Here is a 21,311-nt window from a genome sequence, read left to right as displayed (position 1 = left end):
GTCCAGCCCACAACCTCTAGGCTCAAAGCCGCTGACACCCGTTCAAACGCAACCCTGGAGGCGCCAGTGCCCATCATCGAGCAGGTCGGAGCTCGCGAGATCCTCGATTCCCGGGGAAACCCGACGGTCGAGGTCGAGGTGGCCCTGACCGACGGGACCTTCGCCCGCGCCGCGGTGCCCTCGGGCGCCTCCACCGGTGAGCACGAGGCGGTCGAGTTGCGCGACGGCGGCACCCGCTACGGCGGCAAGGGCGTCGACAAGGCGGTGCAGGCGGTGCTCGACGAGATCGCGCCCGCGGTCATCGGCCTGAGCGCCGACGACCAGCGGCTGATCGACCAGGCGCTGCTCGACCTCGACGGCACACCCGACAAGTCGCGGCTGGGCGCCAACGCGATTCTCGGGGTATCGCTGGCGGTGGCCAAGGCCGCGGCGGAGTCCGCGGCGCTGCCGCTGTTCCGCTACATCGGCGGTCCGAACGCACACATCCTGCCGGTGCCGATGATGAACATCCTCAACGGCGGCGCCCACGCCGACACCGGTGTCGACGTGCAGGAGTTCATGGTCGCCCCGATCGGCGCACCGTCGTTCAAAGAGGCGCTGCGGTGGGGCACCGAGGTATACCACGCACTGAAGTCGGTGCTCAAGAAGCAGGGCCTGGCGACGGGTCTGGGCGACGAGGGCGGATTCGCCCCCGACGTCGCTAACACCAAGGCGGCGCTGGACCTGATTCTGTCGGCCATCGACGCGACCGGGTTCACCCCGGGCTCGGATGTGGCGCTGGCGCTCGACGTCGCGGCAACCGAATTCTTCACCGACGGACAGGGTTACACGTTCGAGAACGAGGTGCGCACCGCCGAGGCGATGAGCCAGTTCTACGCCGAACTTCTGGAGTCCTACCCGCTGGTGTCGATCGAGGACCCGTTGTCCGAGGACGACTGGGACGGTTGGGTGGCGCTGACGACAGCCATCGGCGACCGCGTCCAACTCGTCGGCGACGACCTGTTCGTCACCAACCCCGAACGCCTCGAGGACGGCATCGAACGCGGCGCCGCGAACGCACTCCTGGTGAAGGTCAACCAGATCGGCACGTTGACCGAGACGCTCGACGCGGTGGCGCTGGCGCACAACAGCGGCTACCGGACGATGATGAGCCATCGCAGTGGCGAGACCGAGGACACCACGATCGCCGATCTCGCCGTCGCGGTCGGTAGCGGACAGATCAAGACCGGTGCGCCTGCTCGCAGCGAGCGGGTCGCCAAATACAACCAGTTGCTGCGCATCGAGGAAACCCTCGGCGACGCCGCCCGCTACGCAGGCGACCTTGCGTTCCCACGCTATTCCTTGGAGACGAAATAGCCTGTGCCCGAGTCGAAGCGGCCTGACCCGAAGCGACGGTCATCGGCTTCCTCCCGACCGGGGAAGCCGGGCAAGGCCGCCGACTCGGGCCGCGGTCGTCCCGGTGTCACCGCGCGTCGTGAGCCGAGGACGGTGGACAAGCGTCCTCCTGCGGATGTGGAGTCGAAGCCGACGATCACCGAATCCCTTGCGGTGTCGGCCGAACAGCAGTCCGAGCAGCGGTTCGGGTCCGCGGCGCGGCGGGCGGCCATTCTCGCCGCGGTGGTGTGCGTGCTGACGCTGACCATCGCCGGCCCGGTCCGCACGTACTTCGGACAGCGCACCGAAATGCAGCAGCTGAAGGCGTCCGAAGCGCAATTGCGCGCGCAGATCACCGAATTGGAACAGCAGAAGGTGAAGCTCGCCGATCCGGTGTTCATCGCGGCACAGGCGCGTGAGCGGCTCGGGTTCGTGATGCCCGGCGAGATCCCGTATCAGGTGCAGCTGCCGCCCGGCACCGCGGTTCCGGGCACGCCCGGTTCCGAACCGCAGGCCGCCGATCCCGACCAGCCGTGGTACACCGCGCTGTGGCACACCATCGCCGATGAGCCACACGGTATTTCGCCCGGCGTCGCCCCGCCCGTTCCGCCGCCCGCACCCGGCGCGCCGCCGCCGCTACCCGCCCCGCCCGGTCCCGGTGGTTGAGCAGCCCGATCTCGACGCCGTCGCGCGGCAGCTGGGCCGGGAACCCCGCGGCGTCCTCGACATCGCGTACCGATGCCCCAACGGCGAGCCGGGCGTGGTCAAGACGGCGCCGAGATTGCCTGACGGAACCCCGTTTCCGACGTTGTACTACCTGACCCACCCGGTGCTGACGGCGGCGGCCAGCAGACTCGAGTCGTCGGGACTGATGCGCGAGATGAGCGAGCGGCTGCAGACCGACGCCGACGTGGCCGCCGCGTACCGCAGGGCGCACGAGTCCTACCTCGCCGAGCGGGACGCGATCGACCCGCTGGGCACCACGTTCTCCGGTGGCGGAATGCCCGACCGGGTGAAGTGTCTTCACGTGCTCATCGCGCATTCGCTGGCCAAGGGGCCGGGTGTGAACCCGTTCGGGGACGAGGCGCTGGCGTTGTTGGCCGACGACCCGCAGATGGCGGGCATCATCGAGAAGGGGCGGTGGGCATGAAACGCGTGGGAGCCGTGGATTGCGGGACCAATTCGATCCGGCTGCTGATCGCCGACGTGGTCGACGGCAGGCTGCGCGACGTACACCGCGAGATGCGGATCGTGCGGCTCGGCCAAGGTGTCGACGCCACTGGACAATTCGCACCCGATGCGCTGGCGCGCACCCAGGCCGCGCTGGCCGACTACGCCGCGCTCATGCGGGACTTCGAGGTGTCCGCGGTGCGGATGGTCGCCACATCGGCAGCCCGCGACGTCGCCAACCGCGACGACTTCTTCGCGATGACCACCGCGGCGCTGAGCACCGTCGCGCCTGGCGCGGTCGCCGAGGTCATCACCGGCACCGAGGAGGCCGCGTTGTCGTTCCACGGTGCCGTGGACGACTTGGACCCGGCCGCGGCACCTTTCGTCGTCGTCGACCTCGGCGGCGGGTCGACGGAGCTGGTGCTCGGCGAGCACGACGTGCAGGCCAGCTTCTCGGCCGACATCGGCTGCGTGCGCCTGACCGAGCGTTGCCTGCACTCCGACCCGCCGACCGCCGACGAAATCGCGGGGGCGCGCGCGGTGGTCCGCGACGGCCTGGCCACCGCGCTGCAAGAGGTGCCCGTCGAACGCGCGCACACCTGGGTCGGCGTCGCGGGCACGATGACCACCCTGTCGGCGCTGGCGCAGAAGATGACGACCTACGACCCCGAGGCCATCCACCTCTCACGCGTGCCGTTCAGCGAGCTGACGGCCGTCTGCGACGAGTTGATCGCGATGACGCGCGCCCAGCGTGCCGCGCTGGGCCCGATGCACGAGGGCCGAGTCGACGTCATCGGCGGAGGGGCGATCATCGTCGAGGAACTGGCGCAGGTGTTGGGGCAGCGGGCGGGCATCGACGAACTCGTGGTCAGTGAGCACGACATCCTCGACGGCATCGCGCTGTCGATCGCCTGAGCGGCGGCACTCAACTACGGGTGGCCCTGGCCCGGCCTCGGCGCTTCGTCGGGTCATGCTGGCCGGCGAGCGTCAGCCCGAGTAGCACCATGGTGACCCCGAGCGCGAAGTACAGCCAGGTGCCGTGGTCGATGATCAGGCCGTGGCCCCACAGGGCGAGGTAGGCCACCCCGCCGCCGAGGAAGTACGCCCGCGCGGCCGCATAAGTGCGCGCCATGATCAGTCCGAGAACGCCGATCCCCACGTGCACAATGTTGTGCGCACCGGAGGTGACGAACAGCCCGAACAGTTTCGCCGTGGACTGCGGGACGGTCCACTCAAGGCGGTCGTAGTCGGTGGTGATGCCAGGGATGAAGCCCAAGACGCCCAACACGATCAACGCCGCGCCGACGATCAAGGCGGCCCCCTGGACGGCCATGTACTTAGGCTTGTCCCTCATCACCATCTCCGGTTATTGACGGATACGCAGACCAAGAGATACCCCGCCCTGTCGGCGGCTAATCCGGCGCCGTTATGTGACGTTCGGCGGGGTGCCCCTGGCCGTCCGGTGTGCGGTCACGTTGCGCGACAACAGCACTCCGAGGCCGATCATGCCGACCGCCAGAGCGAGGTGCAGCCAGTTGTCGGCCATGTTGACCGGCACGAAGTTGGCGGGGCTGTGCCGGTCGACGAGCAAGCCGTACAGCCACAGCACCAGGTAGATGACGCCGCCGCCGATCAGGTACGCGCGGGCCCCGCCGAAGGTGCGCGCCATCAGCAACCCGGCGACGCCGAAGGCGAGGTGGACGAGGTTGTGCAGAATCGACACCGCGAAGATGCCGAGCAGCAACGCGTTGGAGTGGTGGCTGGCGAAAGTCATGGTGTCGTAGTTCGTGGTGATCCCCGGAATGAAGCCCAGGATTCCGACGAGCAGGAACACCGCGCCGACAGCGGCTGCCGCCTTCTGCAGTGGCGTGGTGTATCCGCGGAGTGAGCCGGCTGATCGATTGGTTGCCATGGTCGTTCCTTCCCTCGAAGTAGCGAGCTGAGAACTACCCGGGGGAGCCCGCCGCAAACCGGGCGCAGCGGTCGAATCTGCAGGTGCTAGGGGCGGTTCGCGCCCGCAACCGAGAACCGCTGGTCCAGTGCCTCGATCATCCGGTCCAGATCCCGGCATTCGGCCTCGTTCGCCCGGATCTCGCGACGCAGTCTGGTGATCGCGATAGCGTCCGACTTCGTCGACAGCGCGTCCAACGCTCGGGTTTGCCTCACGATCTCGGCGTGAATCAGCGACCGGTGATCGGCCAGGGCGTCCCTGAAGTATGCCGCTTGTGCGAGATCGGACGCCCGCGCCGCGTCGTCGTCGGTGAGCACGCTGAAACCGGCCATCGCGGCAACCGTAACCGAGCCTATGTCCGCAGGCCAATCGACCGCCGAACGCGAAGCCGGGACAGTCATGTCGGCGGCCCGCCGCGGGCATCAGACGGTAGCGTCCGCTCATGATCCTGCGCTCCACCGAACCGCTGACCTCGCGATCCCGCGTGCTGGCGTGGGCGCTGTGGGACTGCGGCGCCACCGGTGTGAACGCCGTGGTGATCACGTTCGTGTTCTCGGTCTACCTGACTGAGCAGGTGGGATCGGGTCTGCCGGGATCGACTACGCCCGCGAGCTGGCTCGGCAAAGTCATGACCGTTGCGGGCGTGGTCATCGCGGCGCTCGCGCCCGTGACCGGCGTCTGGGTGAACGACCCGAAGCGCCGTCGCACCGCCCTCGTAGTGCTCACCGGGATGGTCGTCGCGCTGACCGCGGCGATGAGCCTGATTCGGGCCGACTATCACTATCTGCTTCCCGGCCTGGTGCTGCTGGCCGGTACCGCGGCATGCAGTGACCTGGCGACGGTGCCGTACAACGCGATGCTGAGCCAGCTGTCGACGGAGAAGAACTCGGGCCGGATATCCGGCCTCGGTTCCGGCGCGGGGTTCGTCGGCAGCGTCGTGCTGCTGCTGATCGTCTACGTCGGCTTCATCGCAGGCGATGGCGACACGCGCGGCCTGCTCGGCGTTGCGGCCGCCGACGGCGAGAACGTGCGGGCGGCCATGGTGCTGGCGGCGGCATGGTTCGCCGGCCTGGCGTGCCCGCTGCTGCTAGCCGCCCGAGGCGCCACCGCCTCCGTCGAACCCCGCAGCACGCCCGGACTTCTCGGCGCCTACGTCGCGGTGTTCAACGAGGTGAGGAACGAGTGGCGACGCGACCGCAACGTCGTCTACTACCTGGGTGCGAGCGCGGTGTTCCGCGATGGGCTCACAGGCGTGTTCGCATTCGGCGCCGTGCTGGGAGTCTCGGTATACGGGGTGTCGCAGGCGGACGTGTTGGTGTTCGGGGTGTGCGCGTCGGTCATCGCCGCGGCCGGCGCCGTGCTCGGCGGTTTGCTCGACGACCGGGTGGGCTCAAAGCCGCTCATCATCGCCGCGCTCGTCGCGATGATCGCCGTCGGCCTGGTGCTGCTGACGCAGTCGGGGCCGCTGCCGTTCTGGATCTGTGGACTGCTGTTGTGCTTGTGCGTCGGCCCCATCCTGGCGTCGGCGCGAGCGCTGATGCTGCGGCTTTCGGCCGAAGGCAAGGAAGGCGTGACCTTCGGCCTGTACACGATGACCGGGCGGGCGGCGTCGTTCTTGGCGCCGTGGCTGTTCTTCACCTTCATCGATATGTTCGGCAGCGACCGGGCCGGCCTCGGTGGACTGTGCACGGTGTTGGTTCTCGGGCTGGTCCTGATGCTCGGAGTAAAGGCGCCTGCGCGTACGTCCCTCACGTAACCGGCCGAGCAGACGCAAACCTGCACGTTTCTAGCGAATTTCAGGCAGTTTTGCGTCTGCTCGCGAGGGATGTCTAGGCGCGCAGAATAGGTTTGAGCTTGTCCAGCACACCTGGATCCTCGATGGTCGACGGCACCGGCTCCTCGCGGCCGTCGGCGATGCCGCGCATGGTCTTGCGCAGGATCTTTCCCGACCGTGTCTTCGGCAGCGCCGCCACCACGTCGACGGTCTTGAAACTCGCCACCGCGCCGATGTTCTCGCGCACCGCCGCGACGAGCTCGTCCTCCAGGCGATCGGCCGATGCGCCCGCTTTGAGCACGACGAGACCGCGCGGCACCTGACCCTTGACGTCGTCGGCGACCCCGATCACCGCGCACTCCGCAACGGCGGGATGGGTGGCCAACACCGCTTCGATGGATCCCGTCGAAAGACGGTGTCCCGCAACGTTGATGACGTCGTCGGTGCGACCCATCACGAACAGGTGGCCGTCCTCGTCGAGGTAACCTCCATCGCCGGTGAGGTAGTAGCCGTCGAATGCGGACAGGTACGCCGCGACGTACCGGTCGTCGTCGCCCCACAGCGTCGGCAGCGTCCCCGGCGGAAGCGGCAGGCGCACACAGATCGCACCTTCCTCGTTCGCGTCGCACCGCGACCCGTCGGGACGCAGGATCCGCACGTCGTAGCCGGGCATCGGTACGGTCGCCGAGCCGGGCTTGACCTCGTGCACCTCGAGCCCCATCGGATTGGCCGCGATGGACCAGCCGGTCTCGGTTTGCCACCAGTGGTCGACGACCGGGATGCCGAGCCGCTCCGAGGCCCAGTGGTAGGTGCCGGGGTCCAGGCGTTCACCGGCCTGGAACAGGTACCGCAGCGCCGAGAGGTCGTACTGGGCGAGCGCGGCGCCGTCGGGATCCTCCTTCTTGATCGCGCGGATGGCCGTCGGCGCGGTGAACATCACCTTGACGCGGTGCTCGGCGGCCACGCGCCAGAACGCGCCCGCGTCCGGTGTGCCGACGGGCTTACCTTCGTAGAGCACGGTCGTCGCGCCGAGAAGCAGTGGGCCATAGACGATGTAGGAGTGGCCGACGACCCAGCCGACGTCGGACGCCGCCCAGTACACGTCTCCCGGTTCGGTGTCGTAGATGTTGCGCATGCTCCACAGCAGCGCGACCGCGTGCCCGCCGTTGTCGCGGACGATGCCCTTCGGCTTGCCCGTCGTGCCGGACGTGTAGAGCACATACAGCGGGTCGTTGGCGGCCACCGGCACGGGGGCGTGCGGGGGCGCCGTGTCTTCGGAAGCCATCAGCTCGCGCCAGTCGTGGTCACGGCCGGTGATCAACTCGGACGGCCGCTGCTCGCGCTGCAGGATCACGCATGTCGCGGTGTCGTGTTCGGCGATCTCCAGCGCCGCGTCGAGCATCGGTTTGTAGTCGACGGTGCGGGTCGGTTCAACACCGCACGACGCCGACACCACGACGACGGGGCGGGCGTCGTCGATGCGGGCCGCGAGCTCGTGCGCGGCGAACCCGCCGAACACCACCGAGTGCACAGCGCCCAGCCGCGCGCAGGCCAGCATCGCGATCACCGCTTCGGGCACCATCGGCATGTAGATCACGACGCAGTCGCCCTTGCCGACGCCGAGGTTGGCCAACGCGCCCGCGAAGCGCTGCGTCTCGTCGAGCAGTTCCCGGTAGGTGTACGTGCGCTGTGACCCGGTGACCGGGGAGTCGTAGATCAGCGCGGGCTGCTCGGCGCGGCCACCCTCGACGTGGCGGTCGAGCGCATTGGCGCAGGTGTTGAGCTCCCCGTCGGGGAACCACCGGTAGAACGGCGGGTTGGTGTCGTCGAGCACTTGCTGCGGTTCGCGGGTCCAGGTCACCGCGGCCGCCGCATCGGCCCAGAACGACGCCGGATCCGCGAGGCTGGCCTCAAACAATTCTCGGTATCCGCCCATACCGGCACGGTAGCGCGACGGGCTCTTCTCTATAGTCCGATCCATGGCCGACCAGCGCTCGCGCGAGCAACAACCGAGCACTGACGGCCCGCCGTCGATCCCGGGGGTGCGCCGATCCTTCGTCGAGGCTCGCGGCGTGCGGTTTCACGTCACCGAGGCCGGCCCGCCGGATGCCCGTCCGGTCGTCGCGTTGCACGGCTGGCCGCAACACCACTGGGTCTATCGCGATCTGCTCGCCGACCCGCCGGATGGGCTGCGCATCATCGCGCCGGATCTGCCCGGCTACGGCTGGTCCGGGCCACCGCCGCACCGGTGGGCCAAGGAGGACGTGGCCAGCGATGTGCTCGCGCTACTCGACGCGCTCGGCCTCGACAGGGTGTTGCTGGTCGGCCACGACTGGGGCGGGTTCGTCGGGCACCTCATGGTGCTGCGCGCGCCGGAGCGCATCGACGGTTATCTCGCGCTCAACATGGCTCACCCGTGGGTGGACCTCAAGACGGTGGCGCCGCACGCGTGGCGGTTCTGGTATCAGGTGCCCGTATCGACGATCGGAGTCCTGCTGCAACGTCGCAGTGACTTCCTTCACCGGGTCTTCTCGTCGGCGTCCGCACTGGATCGCGAGACCGCTCGGGTGTACGTCGACCGCTTTCGCGACCCGGTGGCCGCCCGCGCCGCGACCGACACGTACCGCACGTTCCTGCTGCGCGAAGTGCCCGCCGGAGCGCGCAGTCGGGAGAGCCGCCGCGCGACCGTGCCCATCCGCGCGTTGTTCGGGCTGGGCGACAGTGCGGTGCACCCGTCGCTGGCCGCAGCGGAGACCGCGAATGCGGACGACTACACCTTCGAAGGCGTCGACGCCGGGCACTTCATCCTCGACGAACGGCCCGATCTGGTGCGGGCGAAGCTGATCGCGCTCGCCGCCGAAACTGCCTGAGACTGCCCGCAAACCGTCCGTACCGGCCTGCGAGGCGTTTACCGTCCCCCGCGTCGGGTAGCCCGCCTACGTGGATAAACGCTGTGCCCTGATCACCGGCGCCTCCAGCGGTATCGGGTTGGAACTGGCGAAACTGCTCGCCGCCGATGGTTATGACCTGATCGTGGCCGCCGACGATCCCGCCATCGCGACCAGCGCCGAAGAGCTCAGAGGCGGCGGCGTCGAGGTCGAGGCGGTCCAAGTCGATCTGCGCAAACCCAAAGAGGTGGAGCGGCTCTATCGAAGCGTCACCGCGGGCGGTCGCCGCATCGACGTGGCCGCGCTCAACGCCGGCATCGGCGGCGAGGGTCCGTTCGTCGACCGGGATCTCGACGAGGATCTCGCGATCGTCGACCTCAATGTGCGGTCGACGGTGCACTTGGCCAAACTCGTGCTGCGCGACATGGCCGAGCGCGGCGAGGGCAAGGTGTTGTTCACATCGTCGATCGTCGCGGGCATGCCCGGCTGGAATCAGACGATGTACAACGCGTCGAAGTCGTTCGTCCAGTCGTTCGTCGAGGCGCTGCACGACGAGATGCGCGGCACCGGCGTCACCGTCACGTCATTGATGCCGGGCCCGACGCGCACCGAGTTCTTCCGTCGCGCCGGTATGACCGACACCGTGCTCGGGCGTATGCCCAAAGATGAGCCGGCGCGAGTCGCCAAACAGGGCTACGACGCGTTGATGAGGGGTGACCGCAAGGTCGTTGCGGCATCGCTGTTCTCCAAGGCGATGGGAATCTCGAACGCGTTCTTGCCCGACTCAGTCAAGTCGGCGGCGAACCGGCTGATCGTCACCCGCACAGGAAGCAACTGAAAGGAAGATCCCATGACGGGACCCGCCGCAGCAGACAGCTCGCTGACGGTCAAGCGCGACACCACCGCGACGCGCAAACAGGTATGGGACGTGATCGCGGACGGTTGGACCTACTCGCAATGGGTGGTCGGCAACACCCGTATGCGCGCCGTCGACCGCAGTTGGCCCGCACCGGGCAGCAAGATCCACCACACGATCGGCGTCTGGCCCGTGGTGATCGACGACGAGACCGAGGTCGAGTCGTGCACGCCCGAGGAAGAGCTCGTCCTGCACGCCAGGGGACGACCGTTCGGAGGTGCCCGAATCACGTTGCGTCTGTACGACACCGACAACGGATGCCGCATCGAGATGGCGGAGGTACCCATCGGCGGGCCGCTCAACCTGGTGCCCCGCCGACTGGCCCTGATGGCCGCGTTCCCGCGCAACCGCGAGTGCACCTATCGACTGGCTGCGCTCGCCGAGCGGCGCGTCGAACCGGAATGACCACCGCGGACGCGGTCGTCATCGGCGCTGGCCACAACGGGCTGGTCGCCGCCGCGATGCTCGCCGATGCAGGCTGGGACGTCGTGGTGCTCGAAGCGCAGGACGGACCCGGCGGCGCGGTGAAGAGTGCCGAACTGTTCCCTGGCTATGTCAGCGACCTCTACAGCGCGTTCTATCCGCTGTCGGTGGTCTCGCCGGCCCTGCTGGCGCTGCACCTGGAGGACCACGGGCTGGTCTGGTCGCATTCCCCGGCGGTGGTGGGTCATGCGCGCTCGGCCGAGGACGACGATGCGCCGGTCATCTTCCGCGACATCGACCGCACCGCAGCAGAATTGGACCGGCACCACCCTGGCGACGGTGACCGGTGGCGGACGCTGTTCGACCAGTGGCTGCTCATCAGGGAGGCGTTGCTCTCGACGCTGTTCTCGCCGTTCCCTCCGGTGCGTGGGCCCGCGGCGTTACTGCGCAAGCTGGGCACCTCCGAAGCGCTGCGGCTGGCGCACCTGATGCTGCTGCCCGCCGGTGTGATGGCTGAGCAGTTGTTCGACGGTGACGCGGCACGACTTTTGTTGCTGGGCAACGCCATGCACGCCGACGTGCCGATCGACGCGCCCGGGAGCGGCGTGATGGGTTACATGTTGATCATGATGGCTCAGGACGGCGGCTTCCCGGTACCGGTGGGCGGGGCGGGCCAGCTGGCCGCCGCGTTGGTCAACCGGGCTCGCGCCGCGGGCGCGCGCATCGAATACCGGCAACGCGTCGATCACATCGAGGTCCGCGGTGGCCGGGCGGTCGCAGTGCACACCGCGGGCGGCGACACCGTCCAGGTGCGCCGCGCCGTCATTGCCGATACATCCGCGCCGCGGCTGTACCGCGACCTGCTGCCCTCCGAGGCCGTACCGGCGGGCGTGTTACGGAGCATGGACCACTTCGTTTGGGACACACCGGTGTTGAAGATCAACTATGCGCTCGACGAGCCGATACCCTGGCGCTCGAAGAGCCTGAACGAGGCGGGCACCGTGCACCTCGGGGCCGACCACAACGGGTTGATCAGGTGGATGGCGGACCTGAACACCGCGACGCTGCCCGAGCGGCCGTTCATGTTGTTCGGCCAGATGACCACTGCGGATTCGAGCCGCTCGCCTGCGGGCACCGAAAGCGCCTGGGCGTACACGCATCTGCCACGCGGTGTCGCCGACGACGCGTCGGCCGACCGACTGGCCGCCCGGGTCGACGACGTCCTGGAGGAGCACGCCCCGGGTTTCACCGACCGCGTGGTCGGCAAGTCGGTGCAGCGGCCGTCGGATCTGGAGGCCAGTGACGCGAACCTGCACACGGGTGCCGTCAACGGCGGCACCTCTCAGCTGTTTCAGCAGCTGATCTTTCGGCCCGCGCCTGGATTCGGTCGGGCCGAAACACCGGTCCAGAACGTGTATCTGGGTAGCGCCGCCGCGATACCCGGGGGCGGGGTGCACGGCATCTGCGGCCGTAATGCGGCGCGCGCCGCACTTGCCGGCGACGGTCTGCTTGGCTGGCCGCGCAGGCGGCTGAACCAGGCTGTGCTGTCGTTGGTCACCCGGTGACGTCGACGGGCCGCAGCGAATTGCACGACGTCGGCGATGTCGTCGCGATGATGCCGACGGGGTCGTTGCTCCCGTCGGTGCCTGCAGTGCCAGTTCGAGAACCTCATCGGCAGAGAGGTCGAGAGTCATTGCTGTGCGCCTCTTTTGGACGAGTGAGTGGCCATCAGTCCGCGACTCCGTGCAGCACGACACTTTCGTCGAGGGGCAAGCGGTGCATATGCACGTCGTTCACGGGCGCCGCCGGATCAGCTGTGCCGAAGGAGATTCCGAACAGCAACTTGAGCTCGTCAGACAGGCCGAGGGCGTCGCGTACGACATCGGCGTACATACCGAGGATGGTCTGCGGAATGCTGTGATATCCCCGAGCCGTCAGCGAGAGCAGCAACGTCTGCGCATACATACCGAGATCACCGGCGGTGCGCACCCCGTCACCAAGCTTGGGCATGAACAGGAACGCGACATGGGGGGCGCCGTAGAAACGCAGATTGTCACGCACCACCTCGCGTCTGCCTTCAACGTCCGAGCGGCCGATCCCCCACGCCTGGTACAGCGTGGCCCCGTGGGCGCGTGACCGTTCCAGGTAGGTGCCGTCACCGTAGTCGAACGTGAAATCGGCTGACTCGCGCCCATCTTCGTAGGCTCGCAGCAGTTCGTCGCTGATGGCATCCCGCAGCGCGCCTGAGACGACATGCACCTCCCACGGTTGGGTGTTGCTGTTTGAGGGCGCAGTCTGTGCATCTTCGAGCACGGCGCGGATGTCCGACGCCGGCAGGGGAGTCGGCAGGAACTTTCGGGCCGACCGCCGGGATCGGATGACGTCCACGAACGGCGTTGTGGTACTGGTCATTTCATCTCTTTCATCACTCGTAGTCCGGGAGAACGCCGCTGTTCTGCCACCTATGTGGGCCTCCGGCAGGTACCGGAGCTGGACGGTTGGGTCACCGCCGAGTTCCGTTTGCGGGTAGGTCACTCCAACGCGCATCACAGGTCCAATGCCGCTGCGAGTGCGCGCAGATCGGGCAGCGGGTCATCGGTCGGCGCATCGACGGCAACCTGCACGACGACGTGGTCGGCACCGGCGTCCAGATGTGCGGTGACCGAGGCGGCCGCCTCCTCGGCTGACCCCATCCCGACCAGCGCGCGAGCCAACCGCTCGGACCCGCCGATCACCAGGTCGGCTTCGTCGAATCCCTGTCGCAGCCAGGAGTTCCGGTAGTTGTCCAGCCGCGAGTACAGATCCAAGTGGCTGTGCGCGCGCCGCAGTTGGTCTTCGACACTGCCCCCGATGGCGACCGCCTGCTCGGTGACGATCCACCGGTCGTCACCGAGGATGGCGCGGGTGGTTCGCGTCTGTTCGGGCAGCACCAGATACGGATGGGCGCCGTCGGCAAGCTCGTCCGAGAGTTCGATCATCTTGGGCCCCAGTGCAGCCAGCAGACGCGTCGGCCGTGAGCCGGACTCGAGTTCGGCCGGCACCGCGTTCATGCGGTCCAGGTACGTGCGCATCATGGCTAGCGGCTTGCGATAGGCACCGCCCAGCGAGCCTTCGACGAAGGGAGCGTGGCTGACGCCCAAGCCGAGGACGAACCGTCCCGGGTACAGGGCGGTGAGCATCCGGGCGCCACTTTCCGCCATCAAGGGCAACCGAACGTGGACGTTGGCGATGCCGGTACCGACCACCAGGCGCTCGGTGGCACTCAGGAAGGCCGCGGACTCGACCAGCACGTCCTTGCCGCCGCCCTCGGGCATGAACAGCGACCCGTAGCCGAGCGCCTCGATCTCGCGAGCCATGTTCTGCGCCTCGCGGATCGGCCAGGGCTCGCTGTTCCAAAACACACCGATCTTGGATGGAAAGTCAATGGTGCCAGGCTTGTTCGTCATCGTCTATACCTTCGTTCGTGGATGGGGCGCAGGCTCACATGAAGATTGCGCGCATCAGTCGGACGGCGTAGTCCGAGTCGGGATTCGTGGTCCCGTCGCCAACGCGTTCGGCGATGGCGGCGATGGAGATGTCGCGGCGCTTGGGCAGTCGATTCTTCTCGGCCGTAGCGAGGGCATCTCCCATTTCCTCGCTGGTGAGGTCGGTGCTAGCACGGGCCGCCCGGTTGCCGACGCCACGACTCGGACAGCGGGCCGGCGTCGAAGCCGTCGAAACCGGTCTGATCGACCAACATCATCCCGAGCTTGCGAGCGTCGGCGTCGTCGGCGGCGACCGGTATGGCGATGCGACCGGGAGTTCCCGCGGGTGCGCCCTTCTCGGCCAGGGATGCCGACCCGATGGCGTTCCATGCCTTGATGACCGGGCGTCCGATTTGCTGCGCCAGCCACACGCTCTCGACCTCGCCGTCGTCGATGGCTTCGATGCGGTCATCGCGGAGCGGGTAGTAGTTCGAGGTGTCGATGACGACGGCGTCAGCGGGCGCCGCGGAGAGCGCGGTTGCGAACGCTGGCACGCGGTTGAAGGGCATCGACAAGATGACGACCTCGACGTCGCGCGCCGCATCTGCCGCGTCGACGGCGCGGGCACCGGTCGACAGCGCCACGGGGTCGATCGTCTCCGGGCCGCGGGAGTTGGCGACCTTCACGTCGTGCCCTGCTGCGCTCAACGTTCGACTCAACGTCTTGCCGATGTTGCCGGCGCCTACGATGCCAATCTTCATTCTTGCTCCGTCGTTGTGGTGGTTCGTCAGTCGACGGCCGGGTATGCGAGGCCTTCGAGCGTGCGCCGAAGGTCGTGAAGGCCGGCGTCGTCGAGCTGGCACGCCGACTTGATCTTGTCGGTGACGCTGCGGACCTCCGACTCGAGCGCGCGCCCCGCAGCGGTCAGGTCGACCAGTACCCGCCGCTCGTCGGTGCGGTCGCGAACGCGCGACACCATTCCGGCGGCTTCCAGGCGCTTGACCAGGGGTGTGATCGTGCCCGTGTCCATGTCCAATCGGGCACCAAGTGCACCGACGGTCTGGGGGGCACTGTCGAGCAGCGCCAGGATGACCAGGTACTGCGGAAAGGTCAGGCCCAACGGCTCGAGGAAGGGCTTATGCAGGCGAATCATCCGGTTCGCAGCACCGTAAAGCGCGAACGACAGTTGCTCGCCCAGCGTGTTGTTCGAGGCCGTCTGCTTGGACGTGGGGCGATCTCCAGCGCGCGATTCCATAGTGCTCTAGATACTAGCACTAGAGATGTATTGGTGCTGCGGGTCGCCTGCTCACGACGATTTGAACGGCGTGGCCGATGCGCTGGGCAAGGCGATCGAAGCACTCGGTATCAGAGCGTCAGAATGAGGATGACTTGGTCCGAACTACCCTTTGGACTGCGACGCCCCCATAGCCCAATTGGCAGAGGCAGCGGACTTAAAATCCGCACAGTGTCGGTTCGAGTCCGACTGGGGGCACGGTATTGGCGATGGACGGCCTGATACCGCGCGCGGCATGTGGGCGGGTCACGTCCGTTGCGCAACCCTGCGGGAGCTAGAGGCGGCGGCCACGCTACAGCGAACGCACGGCGCCGGACAGTGGCGCGTGGGTGGTCGATGGAAAACTGAGCGGGCAGAAGAGCGGCCCGAAAGGTACACCAACATGCCAGGCGAGCCGAAGGTCAGGTACGTGGGGGGAGCGCGAAATCCGTTGTCGGCCTAGCTGATTACTTGAACAGCGACAGAAGCGTCTGCCCCGGCCCGGCGGAGCCGGACCGGGGCAGGCGATCTTAACCGTTAGCAGCCTACTTTCAGAAGCTGCTCACGTTTTGCACGACGCGGCCGATCTCGACCTGCTTACCGTCCCAGTTGCCGGTGCACGTCAGCGTCACCTGATACGTGCTACCGAGCGGCGGAGCCGGAACGTCGATCGACGTGCTGCCGTTGGGCCCGACGTTGATCTGACGATTCAGCCCGGGTGCGAACACCCCACCCGTGCCCTTCGCGTCGTACGCACAGGAAGCGGCCAGTGCCGAGTTGTTCGTGACGGACACCGTCCGCGTCAGAGCACCACCGCCGATGTTCATCGTGACGGCATTCGCAGGCGGAGCGCAGCTCTCGCTACCCGGGACCTGCGCTTTGGCCGAACCCGGAGGGCAGGTTTTCAGTGCCGCTGGCGCGCACTGCGCGCCGGCGGGAACAGTCGGCGTTGCCGAACCCGCCGGGCACTGCACCGGGGGCTGAGTCTTCGGAACGCACTTGCTGCCCGCCGGAACGGTCGGAGTTTGATCGTTCGGTCCGCACTTGACCTCCGCGGCCGCTGGAGGCGTGTAACGGAAGTTCGACCATGGGGTGCACGGGTTCTCGCTGAGATCCCGATGGCGGCAGGCCTGAACGCCGAGGTCGAACGGCTGATTGTTGTTGTCGAAGCCCACCCTGGCGGTCTCACCGTTGATGCACTTGAAGCTGGGCTCTACTTGCCCGCCCCCGTTGATCCTGTAATGCAACTTGTCGACGACGTAATCGCCGTCCACCCGCGGACAACCGGAAACGACGCACGTTACGTGCACCTCGCTGTCTTTGGTGCAGTTCACAATCAGCCCGTTGGGCAGATTTTCGGCGCTAGCGCTCGGCGCTAGCATCAAGAGCCCGAAAATACAGGCCGCGGCGGCCCCAATGGCAAAGAGTTTGGGCATTCGTTTTTTCGTCATCGCATCTCCCTTAGTCGTGGTTGGCGTGGCGTTACTCAACCGGTCGGATCAGTTCCGAACCCCCCGGGCAAGCATTTCTGGAGCCTATGGTCGAACTGGATTCGCTGAATCAGGTGTTTCCCTAAGCTTTCTTGGATACAGCGTCGATTCCTGTCTGCGCCGGTAACAGACACACCGGTGCGCGATTGGACCTCCCTTCGTTGCTGCCTGCCGGACGGCCTCAACGTAAGGACGGGTCTGCGGCGCAGGCTTTAGTAGCCCGCTACTCCACCTCCACCGCACTTCTACGCAAGCCGGTCACGGTCCTGGCGGCTACCTGTGCGCCGGTACCGACGACGCCCCCGGCGGTGTCTCGCGGCGCGCGCGGAGGCGTCGAAGTTCGCTGCGCAGTGCAGTCACGATCTCGGATCCGGTGGCACGCAACCGGTCTGGCCGATCGCGCAGCGCTTGCATGGCGGCGCGGGCAAGTCGGTCAGGCGGCAGCAGTCGCGCCGGCGAAACCTCGTGGTTGAGAACCCGTAGCAGCGTGACAATCGCGCGGCGGTCGGCCGCGATGTCGCGCAGGACGCTGGTGACCAGCGGGGTCGACGTTTCGGGCGCGCCCATATCGGCGGCGAACCAGTACATCGGATGTGCGTCAGTGTCTCGCCACCGCCACCATTGTCGGGTTGCCGTGTCCACCAGCGCCGGCGCAGCGAGATCGTCGGGCAGGTCGGCTGTGAGCCGTTCGGCTTGTCGGAGGGCGTCGGCGATGCCCTGGGCAGGGGTGAAGTCCTTGAAGTGGCCTGCGTCCCCGATCAAGACCCATCCGGGGCCGGCGGACTGCCGAAAGTAGCTGTGCCAGCGCGTCATAACCCTGACCGGACCGACCCGGCGCCCGCCGGCGAGTACGTCGGCAAGCTCCGGCCATCCGGCGATACCGGCCTGCAAAGCGTCATCGCCGCTGAGATGGCGCCGGCGAGCGGTGGTGATACCGGCCATGTACAACCCGGAATCGCTAGGTGCGGCAAGGAAAGCGTGCTCGCCGAGACGTCCCAGCCGTAGGCGGCCCTCCCGGTCATCGACGCCCTCGAAGTACGCCCAGATTGGCACGCGGCCGCCCGGGACGACGTGATATTCCCGCGCGTCTACCGCCGTCGCCACCGCAGACCCGCGGCCGTCGGCGCCGACCACCAGGCGTGCACGAATCGGCCCACGGTCGGTCTCGACGCCGACGATCCGGTCCCCATCGGCGATGAGGTCCGTGGCCCGCACCCCCGTGCGCACGTCCGCTCCGGCCGTCGCTGCCGCGTCGACCAGTAGCGCATCCAGCGTCACGCGGCGCACACACAATCCCGGTTGCGGGAACACCGTGGGGTCGAGCGTGGCGTCGATGCGGACGTCCTCGTTGACCAAGGTCAACCGGTCCAGCGGCACCGCTCCGGCGGCCAACGCGGGACCCAGGACGCCGATGTGTTCCAGAGCAGCGACCCCCGCCGGTTGGATCACGTGCGTCGACGGCGTGTCGGAGGGGAACCGCGCCTTGTCCACCACACACACCCGAAATCCGCGCCGGGCCAGCAACACCGCCAGCGGCGAACCTGCGCAGCGTGCGCCCACGATCACCACATCGAAACCGCGCATTGCCTTGTCCTCCCTGTACCGAACTAACCAGTGGTAAGTCTGCCTCTTACGTGGGAACTTATCAATGGTTAGATTGACGGCTAAGATCACCACCATGTCCGTGACATCAAGCCCCTACCACCACGGCCGACTGCGCGAGGCAGCCATTGAGGCCGCGCTCGAAGAAGTCGGGCAGGTGGGCGCAACCGGGGTGTCAATGCGTGCAATCGCGCGCCGCGCGGGCGTGACACATGCCGCGCTGGCCTACCAGTTCGGTGACAAGTCCGGGTTGTTCACCGCGATCGCCACCGAAGGATTCCGTCTCGCGACGGCCGCGATCGGGCCCGTGGCGACCGGCCCCGACGGTTTCATTCAGGGCGGGATCGCCTACATCTCTTTCGCTTTGGCCCACCCCGGACACTTCGAAGTGATGTTCCGCCCGGACCTGCACCGCGCCGACGATCCGGAACTCGTCGAGGCTCGCGATGCCGCTTTCGCGGTTCTGTACGGCGGGGCCCGCGTTAGCCTGGACGCCGCACCCGACGAGGATGTCACCGGTGTTGTGGTAGCCGGGTGGTCGTTGTCACATGGGTTCGCGGGCCTCACCCGTACCGGCAATCTGCGCGGTCGGATCGGTGACGACGCGACAGAACTCGCCGTCCAAATTGCCGAGGGAATCGTCGGTATCGGGGAACTGGCCCGGCGGTACCTCGAAACACACGCCGGCGGCGTACGAACTCAAGCGGACTGAATTCGCTGTCCGGCAACGAAATCGGACTGTTCACAAACGTGACCGACTGTGGTTCAGCAGCCGTTGGCCAAATGACAGCCCCAAGCTCTTTGCTATCGGTCGTGCGATGTCGAGTGTCGGCTGATTGCGCGCAACCGTCCCGACGCTGTGCCGCCCCTGTCTATCGTCCAGTGGTCCGACGCAGGCGCTACGCACACTGTTTGATCCATCGGGACGGTTCGGCCACGACCGCTCGCGGCACGGGTCGTGACCACCCCCTGTCGCCCCTGGAGTAGCAACCCGAGACGCCACCGGTGTCCCGGCTCGAACATCGACGTTTGGCGGGTCCTCCGCCGGGGTAATCCATGTGCCCAAATTGCACGCGACATATTTGCTCAGAGGAAAGTAATTCGATCTAAAATCTTGACGTGGCAACCCCGAGCGAACGCGTGATATCGGGTTCGCATGCAAATCTGAGATCGACGGCGTCGATCAGTTAACCCATTCTTGGCGCAATGGCCGGCGATGGGCGGCATCGTCGCAGGAAGCAGGCCGTGCGCCAATAGTTGCTGGCCGCTGAACGCCAGCGGCCGAGGTTGTGAAACGCAACCTGTTCGGCAGTTGACTCGGCTAAGCATTCGGCCTCAGATCGCACTCCGCGCACGAGAAATCAGAGTCCGTCCCGTCGTCCACCCCAGCTTGCGCAGTCAGCAAACCGGCTTCGCGTCCGCCTGGCGCACCTGGGAGGACAAAAGTCCATGTTGGAGCGCCATCTCCTCGAGTCGGGTCTGATCCACTGCGACCGAGCGAAGCGCGGGCGTCGTCGACGGACGGCAAACGGTGCGCGAGGCCGACGGTGCGGATTTCCCCGAAAAAGCGCGCAATGGATTAGACACAGCAAAACTGCCCTATTCGCGACAGCCGGGGAGATCACGGCGATCTTGATATCGCAGCGGTGGGCCGTGTCGGAGCCCCTTGTCGGCGCATGCGCGCAGGTCAAAGCTTTCGGCTAACTTCGCCGGTTAAGGAGGCGCCGAGTGCTATGGCCAATTTGTGACGAATTCGAGATTGGACGTGGCAGTGTTGCGCAAATCGCTGATCGGCGTGCTAAGTTCTTTGCTATCTACCGGTTGCCCAATTGAGGGGGAACACATGCAACTTACACTTCGTCCATACATCACTACCGGCATTGCGATCGTCGGAGCAAGCGTCCTGACCGTTGCTCCAGTGACCGTCGTCTCTGCCGCAGATCCTCTGCGGAACGACTCGTCGAGATCTGTCACCGACCAGACGGTCGAGCTGACTAGCCTCAGCGAGGCGCTGAACTACTTCGCCGGCTCGTTTGGTCAGCTGACCCAGTTCACGATCGGCAGCGCCGGCGACTTCACCCAGTTCGCCATCGGGGGCACGGGCGACCTCACGCAGTTCGCGATCGGGTCCGCGGGTGACCTCACCCAGTTCGGGCTCGGCTCCGCGGGCGATGCGCTCCAAGGCTTCTTGGGGAACTTCGGCGGAACCATGTCGCAGACCGCGGCAGCGGCCAGTGGGCCGTCGGCGCAGCTGGTCGGTCCCGGTGAGGTCGGTGACTTCCTGCAGTTCGTCCTCGGCTCGTTGGGTGAGCTGGGGCAGTTCGGGATTGGCAGTACTGGTGATTTCACGCAGTTCGTGCTGGGTGGCCTTGGTGATCTGACGCAGTTCGGTCTCGGTGAGTTCGGTGAAGCGGGCGAGTTCGCGCTCGGTGAGCTGGGCGACATCGTGCAGGCGGTGCTCAACGCGCTGGTCGGGTTCTCGCCGTTGGCGGCGACCACCACCGCGGCTGCCGCGGCGCCGTCGGCGCAGCTGGTCGGTCCCGGTGAGGTCGGTGACTTCCTGCAGTTCGTCCTCGGCTCGTTGGGTGAGCTGGGGCAGTTCGGGATTGGCAGTACTGGTGATTTCACGCAGTTCGTGCTGGGCGGCCTTGGTGATCTGACGCAGTTCGGTCTCGGTGAGTTCGGTGAAGCGGGCGAGTTCGCGCTCGGTGAGCTGGGCGACATCGTGCAGGCGGTGCTCAACGCGCTGGTCGGGTTCTCGCCGTTGGCGGCGACCACCACCGCGGCTGCCGCGGCGCCGTCGGCGCAGCTGGTCGGTCCCGGTGAGGTCGGTGACTTCCTGCAGTTCGTCCTCGGCTCGTTGGGTGAGCTGGGGCAGTTCGGGATTGGCAGTACTGGTGATTTCACGCAGTTCGTGCTGGGTGGCCTTGGTGATCTGACGCAGTTCGGTCTCGGTGAGTTCGGTGAAGCGGGCGAGTTCGCGCTC

Annotated in this window: 21 protein-coding genes, 1 tRNA gene and 1 pseudogene; 12 read left to right on the top strand and 11 right to left on the bottom strand. The window is 67.0% G+C overall.

The features are described 5' to 3' along the window. Positions 1 to 66 precede the first annotated feature (66 nt). The 4 genes from eno to N4S67_RS02620 are packed head-to-tail and all read left to right on the top strand — an operon-like array spanning position 67 to position 3,459. A complete protein-coding gene (eno, locus tag N4S67_RS02635; protein WP_260991376.1) occupies positions 67 to 1,356 on the top strand; it encodes a phosphopyruvate hydratase in 1,290 nt (429 codons plus the stop codon). 3 nt (positions 1,357 to 1,359) lie between these two features. Beyond that, the gene (locus N4S67_RS02630; protein WP_260991375.1) at positions 1,360 to 2,040 is read left to right on the top strand and encodes an FtsB family cell division protein; all 681 of its coding nucleotides are present in this window, start codon (positions 1,360 to 1,362) and stop codon (positions 2,038 to 2,040) included. Next, on the top strand, positions 2,033 to 2,524 hold the full coding sequence (locus tag N4S67_RS02625; RefSeq protein WP_260991374.1) for a DUF501 domain-containing protein: 492 nt from the start codon (positions 2,033 to 2,035) through the stop codon (positions 2,522 to 2,524). The genes N4S67_RS02630 and N4S67_RS02625 overlap by 8 nt, the downstream gene beginning before the upstream one ends. Then, entirely contained in the window at positions 2,521 to 3,459 is a 939-nt protein-coding gene (locus tag N4S67_RS02620; protein ID WP_313959918.1) for a Ppx/GppA phosphatase family protein, read from the top strand. Before N4S67_RS02625 ends, N4S67_RS02620 begins: the two co-directional genes overlap by 4 nt. A gap of 10 nt (positions 3,460 to 3,469) precedes the next feature. Here the strand turns inward: N4S67_RS02620 and N4S67_RS02615 are convergent, their stop codons facing one another. The 3 genes from N4S67_RS02615 to N4S67_RS02605 form a co-directional block, all read right to left on the bottom strand. Beyond that, on the bottom strand, positions 3,470 to 3,898 hold the full coding sequence (locus N4S67_RS02615; RefSeq protein ID WP_260991372.1) for a DUF4383 domain-containing protein: 429 nt from the start codon (positions 3,896 to 3,898) through the stop codon (positions 3,470 to 3,472). 72 nt (positions 3,899 to 3,970) lie between these two features. Then, complete coding sequence (locus tag N4S67_RS02610; RefSeq protein ID WP_260991371.1) at positions 3,971 to 4,456, bottom strand: DUF4383 domain-containing protein; 486 nt, start codon at positions 4,454 to 4,456, stop codon at positions 3,971 to 3,973. A gap of 86 nt (positions 4,457 to 4,542) precedes the next feature. Then, positions 4,543 to 4,827, bottom strand: coding sequence for a hypothetical protein (locus tag N4S67_RS02605; protein ID WP_260991370.1), 285 nt, complete (start codon positions 4,825 to 4,827; stop codon positions 4,543 to 4,545). A 110-nt stretch (positions 4,828 to 4,937) separates the two neighbouring features. Here N4S67_RS02605 and N4S67_RS02600 point away from each other — a divergent pair, with 110 nt between their 5' ends. Then, a complete protein-coding gene (locus N4S67_RS02600; RefSeq protein ID WP_260991369.1) occupies positions 4,938 to 6,251 on the top strand; it encodes an MFS transporter in 1,314 nt (437 codons plus the stop codon). 73 nt (positions 6,252 to 6,324) lie between these two features. Here N4S67_RS02600 and N4S67_RS02595 read toward each other — a convergent pair whose 3' ends face one another. After that, positions 6,325 to 8,205 (bottom strand): propionyl-CoA synthetase, encoded by a 1,881-nt coding sequence (locus N4S67_RS02595; protein WP_260991368.1) that lies wholly within the window; start codon positions 8,203 to 8,205, stop codon positions 6,325 to 6,327. A gap of 43 nt (positions 8,206 to 8,248) precedes the next feature. On the opposite strand from N4S67_RS02595, the gene N4S67_RS02590 reads away from it, so the two are divergent. The 4 genes from N4S67_RS02590 (at position 8,249) to N4S67_RS02575 (ending at position 12,061) form a co-directional block, all read left to right on the top strand. Next, the gene (locus N4S67_RS02590) at positions 8,249 to 9,139 is read left to right on the top strand and encodes an alpha/beta fold hydrolase (protein WP_260991367.1); all 891 of its coding nucleotides are present in this window, start codon (positions 8,249 to 8,251) and stop codon (positions 9,137 to 9,139) included. 70 nt (positions 9,140 to 9,209) lie between these two features. Next, positions 9,210 to 9,995: an SDR family NAD(P)-dependent oxidoreductase gene (locus tag N4S67_RS02585; RefSeq protein ID WP_260991366.1), complete on the top strand. Its 786-nt coding sequence runs from the start codon at positions 9,210 to 9,212 to the stop codon at positions 9,993 to 9,995. A gap of 12 nt (positions 9,996 to 10,007) precedes the next feature. After that, entirely contained in the window at positions 10,008 to 10,478 is a 471-nt protein-coding gene (locus tag N4S67_RS02580; protein WP_260991365.1) for an SRPBCC family protein, read from the top strand. Next, positions 10,475 to 12,061, top strand: a complete 1,587-nt coding sequence (locus tag N4S67_RS02575; protein ID WP_260991364.1) for a phytoene desaturase family protein — start codon at positions 10,475 to 10,477, stop codon at positions 12,059 to 12,061. The genes N4S67_RS02580 and N4S67_RS02575 overlap by 4 nt, the downstream gene beginning before the upstream one ends. A gap of 163 nt (positions 12,062 to 12,224) precedes the next feature. Here N4S67_RS02575 and N4S67_RS02570 read toward each other — a convergent pair whose 3' ends face one another. The 5 genes from N4S67_RS02570 to N4S67_RS02550 form a co-directional block, all read right to left on the bottom strand. Further along, entirely contained in the window at positions 12,225 to 12,908 is a 684-nt protein-coding gene (locus tag N4S67_RS02570) for a nitroreductase (RefSeq protein ID WP_260991363.1), read from the bottom strand. Positions 12,909 to 13,042: 134 nt separating this feature from the next. After that, positions 13,043 to 13,942 carry a TIGR03620 family F420-dependent LLM class oxidoreductase gene (locus tag N4S67_RS02565; RefSeq protein WP_260991362.1) on the bottom strand — a complete coding sequence of 300 codons (900 nt, stop codon included), beginning with the start codon at positions 13,940 to 13,942 and terminating at the stop codon, positions 13,043 to 13,045. A 34-nt stretch (positions 13,943 to 13,976) separates the two neighbouring features. Beyond that, complete coding sequence (locus tag N4S67_RS02560) at positions 13,977 to 14,126, bottom strand: hypothetical protein (protein ID WP_260991361.1); 150 nt, start codon at positions 14,124 to 14,126, stop codon at positions 13,977 to 13,979. Between the two features lie 22 nt (positions 14,127 to 14,148). After that, positions 14,149 to 14,721 carry an NADPH-dependent F420 reductase gene (locus tag N4S67_RS02555; protein WP_390893185.1) on the bottom strand — a complete coding sequence of 191 codons (573 nt, stop codon included), beginning with the start codon at positions 14,719 to 14,721 and terminating at the stop codon, positions 14,149 to 14,151. Positions 14,722 to 14,747: 26 nt separating this feature from the next. Further along, positions 14,748 to 15,215 (bottom strand): MarR family winged helix-turn-helix transcriptional regulator, encoded by a 468-nt coding sequence (locus tag N4S67_RS02550; protein WP_260991359.1) that lies wholly within the window; start codon positions 15,213 to 15,215, stop codon positions 14,748 to 14,750. 163 nt (positions 15,216 to 15,378) lie between these two features. Here N4S67_RS02550 and N4S67_RS02545 point away from each other — a divergent pair. After that, positions 15,379 to 15,452, top strand: a tRNA-Leu gene (locus N4S67_RS02545). Between the two features lie 332 nt (positions 15,453 to 15,784). Here the strand turns inward: N4S67_RS02545 and N4S67_RS02540 are convergent. Then, positions 15,785 to 16,567: a hypothetical protein gene (locus tag N4S67_RS02540; protein ID WP_260991358.1), complete on the bottom strand. Its 783-nt coding sequence runs from the start codon at positions 16,565 to 16,567 to the stop codon at positions 15,785 to 15,787. A gap of 429 nt (positions 16,568 to 16,996) precedes the next feature. After that, the gene (locus tag N4S67_RS02535) at positions 16,997 to 18,307 is read right to left on the bottom strand and encodes an NAD(P)/FAD-dependent oxidoreductase (protein ID WP_260991357.1); all 1,311 of its coding nucleotides are present in this window, start codon (positions 18,305 to 18,307) and stop codon (positions 16,997 to 16,999) included. A 94-nt stretch (positions 18,308 to 18,401) separates the two neighbouring features. Here N4S67_RS02535 and N4S67_RS02530 point away from each other — a divergent pair, with 94 nt between their 5' ends. Both N4S67_RS02530 and N4S67_RS02525 read left to right on the top strand, forming a co-directional pair. Continuing rightward, positions 18,402 to 19,037 carry a TetR/AcrR family transcriptional regulator gene (locus N4S67_RS02530; protein ID WP_260991356.1) on the top strand — a complete coding sequence of 212 codons (636 nt, stop codon included), beginning with the start codon at positions 18,402 to 18,404 and terminating at the stop codon, positions 19,035 to 19,037. A gap of 1,206 nt (positions 19,038 to 20,243) precedes the next feature. Next, a pseudogene (locus N4S67_RS02525) lies at positions 20,244 to 21,311 on the top strand (hypothetical protein); the annotation flags it as partial.

The organism is Mycobacterium deserti (assembly GCF_025345615.1).
Lineage (GTDB): Bacteria > Actinomycetota > Actinomycetes > Mycobacteriales > Mycobacteriaceae > Mycobacterium > Mycobacterium deserti.
This window is presented reverse-complemented; position numbering and strand designations above follow the sequence as displayed.

Coding starts and splice junctions, on each gene's coding strand:
- N4S67_RS02535 (WP_260991357.1), bottom strand. CDS start 18,307: ATGCGCGGTTTCGATGTGGTGATCGTGGGCGCACGCTGCGCAGGTTCG.
- N4S67_RS02590 (WP_260991367.1), top strand. CDS start 8,249: ATGGCCGACCAGCGCTCGCGCGAGCAACAACCGAGCACTGACGGCCCG.
- N4S67_RS02605 (WP_260991370.1), bottom strand. CDS start 4,827: ATGGCCGGTTTCAGCGTGCTCACCGACGACGACGCGGCGCGGGCGTCC.
- N4S67_RS02560 (WP_260991361.1), bottom strand. CDS start 14,126: ATGGGAGATGCCCTCGCTACGGCCGAGAAGAATCGACTGCCCAAGCGC.
- N4S67_RS02565 (WP_260991362.1), bottom strand. CDS start 13,942: ATGACGAACAAGCCTGGCACCATTGACTTTCCATCCAAGATCGGTGTG.
- N4S67_RS02620 (WP_313959918.1), top strand. CDS start 2,521: ATGAAACGCGTGGGAGCCGTGGATTGCGGGACCAATTCGATCCGGCTG.
- N4S67_RS02530 (WP_260991356.1), top strand. CDS start 18,402: ATGTCCGTGACATCAAGCCCCTACCACCACGGCCGACTGCGCGAGGCA.
- N4S67_RS02600 (WP_260991369.1), top strand. CDS start 4,938: ATGATCCTGCGCTCCACCGAACCGCTGACCTCGCGATCCCGCGTGCTG.
- N4S67_RS02550 (WP_260991359.1), bottom strand. CDS start 15,215: ATGGAATCGCGCGCTGGAGATCGCCCCACGTCCAAGCAGACGGCCTCG.
- N4S67_RS02555 (WP_390893185.1), bottom strand. CDS start 14,721: ATGAAGATTGGCATCGTAGGCGCCGGCAACATCGGCAAGACGTTGAGT.
- N4S67_RS02570 (WP_260991363.1), bottom strand. CDS start 12,908: ATGACCAGTACCACAACGCCGTTCGTGGACGTCATCCGATCCCGGCGG.
- N4S67_RS02595 (WP_260991368.1), bottom strand. CDS start 8,205: ATGGGCGGATACCGAGAATTGTTTGAGGCCAGCCTCGCGGATCCGGCG.
- N4S67_RS02610 (WP_260991371.1), bottom strand. CDS start 4,456: ATGGCAACCAATCGATCAGCCGGCTCACTCCGCGGATACACCACGCCA.
- N4S67_RS02615 (WP_260991372.1), bottom strand. CDS start 3,898: ATGAGGGACAAGCCTAAGTACATGGCCGTCCAGGGGGCCGCCTTGATC.
- N4S67_RS02580 (WP_260991365.1), top strand. CDS start 10,008: ATGACGGGACCCGCCGCAGCAGACAGCTCGCTGACGGTCAAGCGCGAC.
- N4S67_RS02575 (WP_260991364.1), top strand. CDS start 10,475: ATGACCACCGCGGACGCGGTCGTCATCGGCGCTGGCCACAACGGGCTG.